This window comes from Streptomyces sp. NEAU-W12 (genome assembly GCF_026242095.1).
Lineage (GTDB): Bacteria > Actinomycetota > Actinomycetes > Streptomycetales > Streptomycetaceae > Streptomyces.
The window spans coordinates 1-1,745 of sequence record NZ_JAPJDM010000085.1; the positions used below are offsets into that span (position 1 = coordinate 1).

At 68.2% G+C, this 1,745-nt stretch carries 1 protein-coding gene; it reads left to right on the forward strand.

Annotation, left to right across the window (positions count from 1 at the left end; translation table 11 throughout):
* Positions 1 to 128: 128 nt before the first annotated feature.
* A complete protein-coding gene (locus ORI94_RS35160) occupies positions 129 to 1,709 on the forward strand; it encodes an ISL3 family transposase (protein WP_416237960.1) in 1,581 nt (526 codons plus the stop codon).
* Positions 1,710 to 1,745: the final 36 nt, after the last annotated feature.

A 1,745-nucleotide genomic window follows, 5' to 3' on the forward strand; every position in this document is an offset into this window, starting at 1 on the left:
GGCTCTGGCAAGATTTTCGTAGCCGGAGATCATCTTGGTGACACGGTGGACCGGTCCGCGTAGCGGGCAGCCTGTGGTTGTGCTCTGTTGAACTGGCAAGCCTGTTACCGCAGTTAACTAATGTTCTGGTGGTCTCGGCCGATGTCTCTGATGCTGTCGTGGCGGTCCGCGCCCGCACGAGGTCCGGTGTTCCAGCGGGATGTACCGGATGCGGCCACCTCAGCGCGTGGTGTCACAGCCGCTATCTACGGCACCTCGCCGACGTCGCTCTCGGTGGCCGGCCTCTGCGCATCGACTTGTCCGTACGCCGTTTGTACTGCGAGAACCCGGTCTGTCCGAAGGTGACGTTCGCCGAGCAGGTGCCGGGGCTGACCGTGCGCTACCAGCGGCGCACACCACAGCTGCAGCGCCTGGTGGAGGCCGTCGGTGTGGTGCTGGCCGGCCGGGGCGGTGCCCGGATGCTGCGGATCCTGAACGTGAGGCTCTCGAGGTGCACCGTTCTGTCTCAGCTGATGCGGGTGCCGCTTCCGCCACTGGAGACACCCCGGGTGCTGGGGGTGGATGACTTCGCGCTCTACAGCGACACCTACGGCACCCTTCTGGTCGACGCCACGACCCGGCTCCCGCTCACGCTCTGGGAGGGACGCGATGCGGAACAGCTCAGCCACTGGCTCCGCGAGCACCCGGGTGTCGAGGTCGTCTGCCGCGACGGCTCCCTCACCTACCGGCAGGGCATCCTCGCCGGCGCCCCCGACGCTGTGCAGGTCAGCGACCGTTTTCACCTCTGGCAGGGGCTCTCCCGCCGCGTCCAGGACATCGCCTCCGCCCACCGCGGCTGTCTGCCCGCAGCCCTGCCACCAGTGGACGAGACCAGTCCCGCACCGGTCGGTGAAGCCACCGAGAACACCGCGGCAGACTCCCGTGCCGGGCGGCATGCCCGAAGGTTGTTCGAGGCCGTGCACGCCCTGAGCGGCACCGGCCGCAGTCACCGCTCCGTGGCCCGGGAGCTCGGCCTGGACCGCCGCACGGTGCGCAAGTACGCCAGGGTCCGCACCTGGCAGGAAGTGATGCGCCGCCCGTCCCGCAGGCCCTCCGCCCTGGACCCCTACCTCGACTACCTGCAACAACGCTGGGACGAGGGACAGCACAGCGCGAAGATACTGCACGAGGAACTCCAGGCCAAGGGCTACCCCGGTCACTACCAGCGCGTGAAAATGGCGGTCGCGCCCCTGCGACGGGGCCTGCCCCTGGACGAGCCGAGGCAGCGAGCGCCCTCCCCACGCGAAGCCGCCCGCTGGATCACCACCCATCCGGCTCGCCGCAACCCACACATCAACGACCGCCTGCCCCGGCTCCTCCAGCACTGCCCTGAACTCAGGCACACCCACGACCTGGTCCGCCGGTTCGCCAACATGCTCGACAACCATGACGCGACGGCCCTTCCGGGTTGGCTCGACGACCTCACAGACAGCGGACTGCCCCCTCTTACCGGCCTCGCCGGAGCCCTGCGTGAAGACCGACAGGCCGTCGCCCAGGGCATCACCACCCCCTACAACTCCGGGATCAGCGAAGGCCGCATCACCGACGTCAAACTCCAAAAGCGCCTGATGGCCGGCCGCGCAGGCGTCCCACTCCTCCGCCACCGCGTCATCCTGATCGCCCACCTCCGCCGACGCTACGCGGACCAGTCGACCGTGCCACCGAGATGATCTCCATCTACGAAAATCTTGTCAGAGCCACGTTCA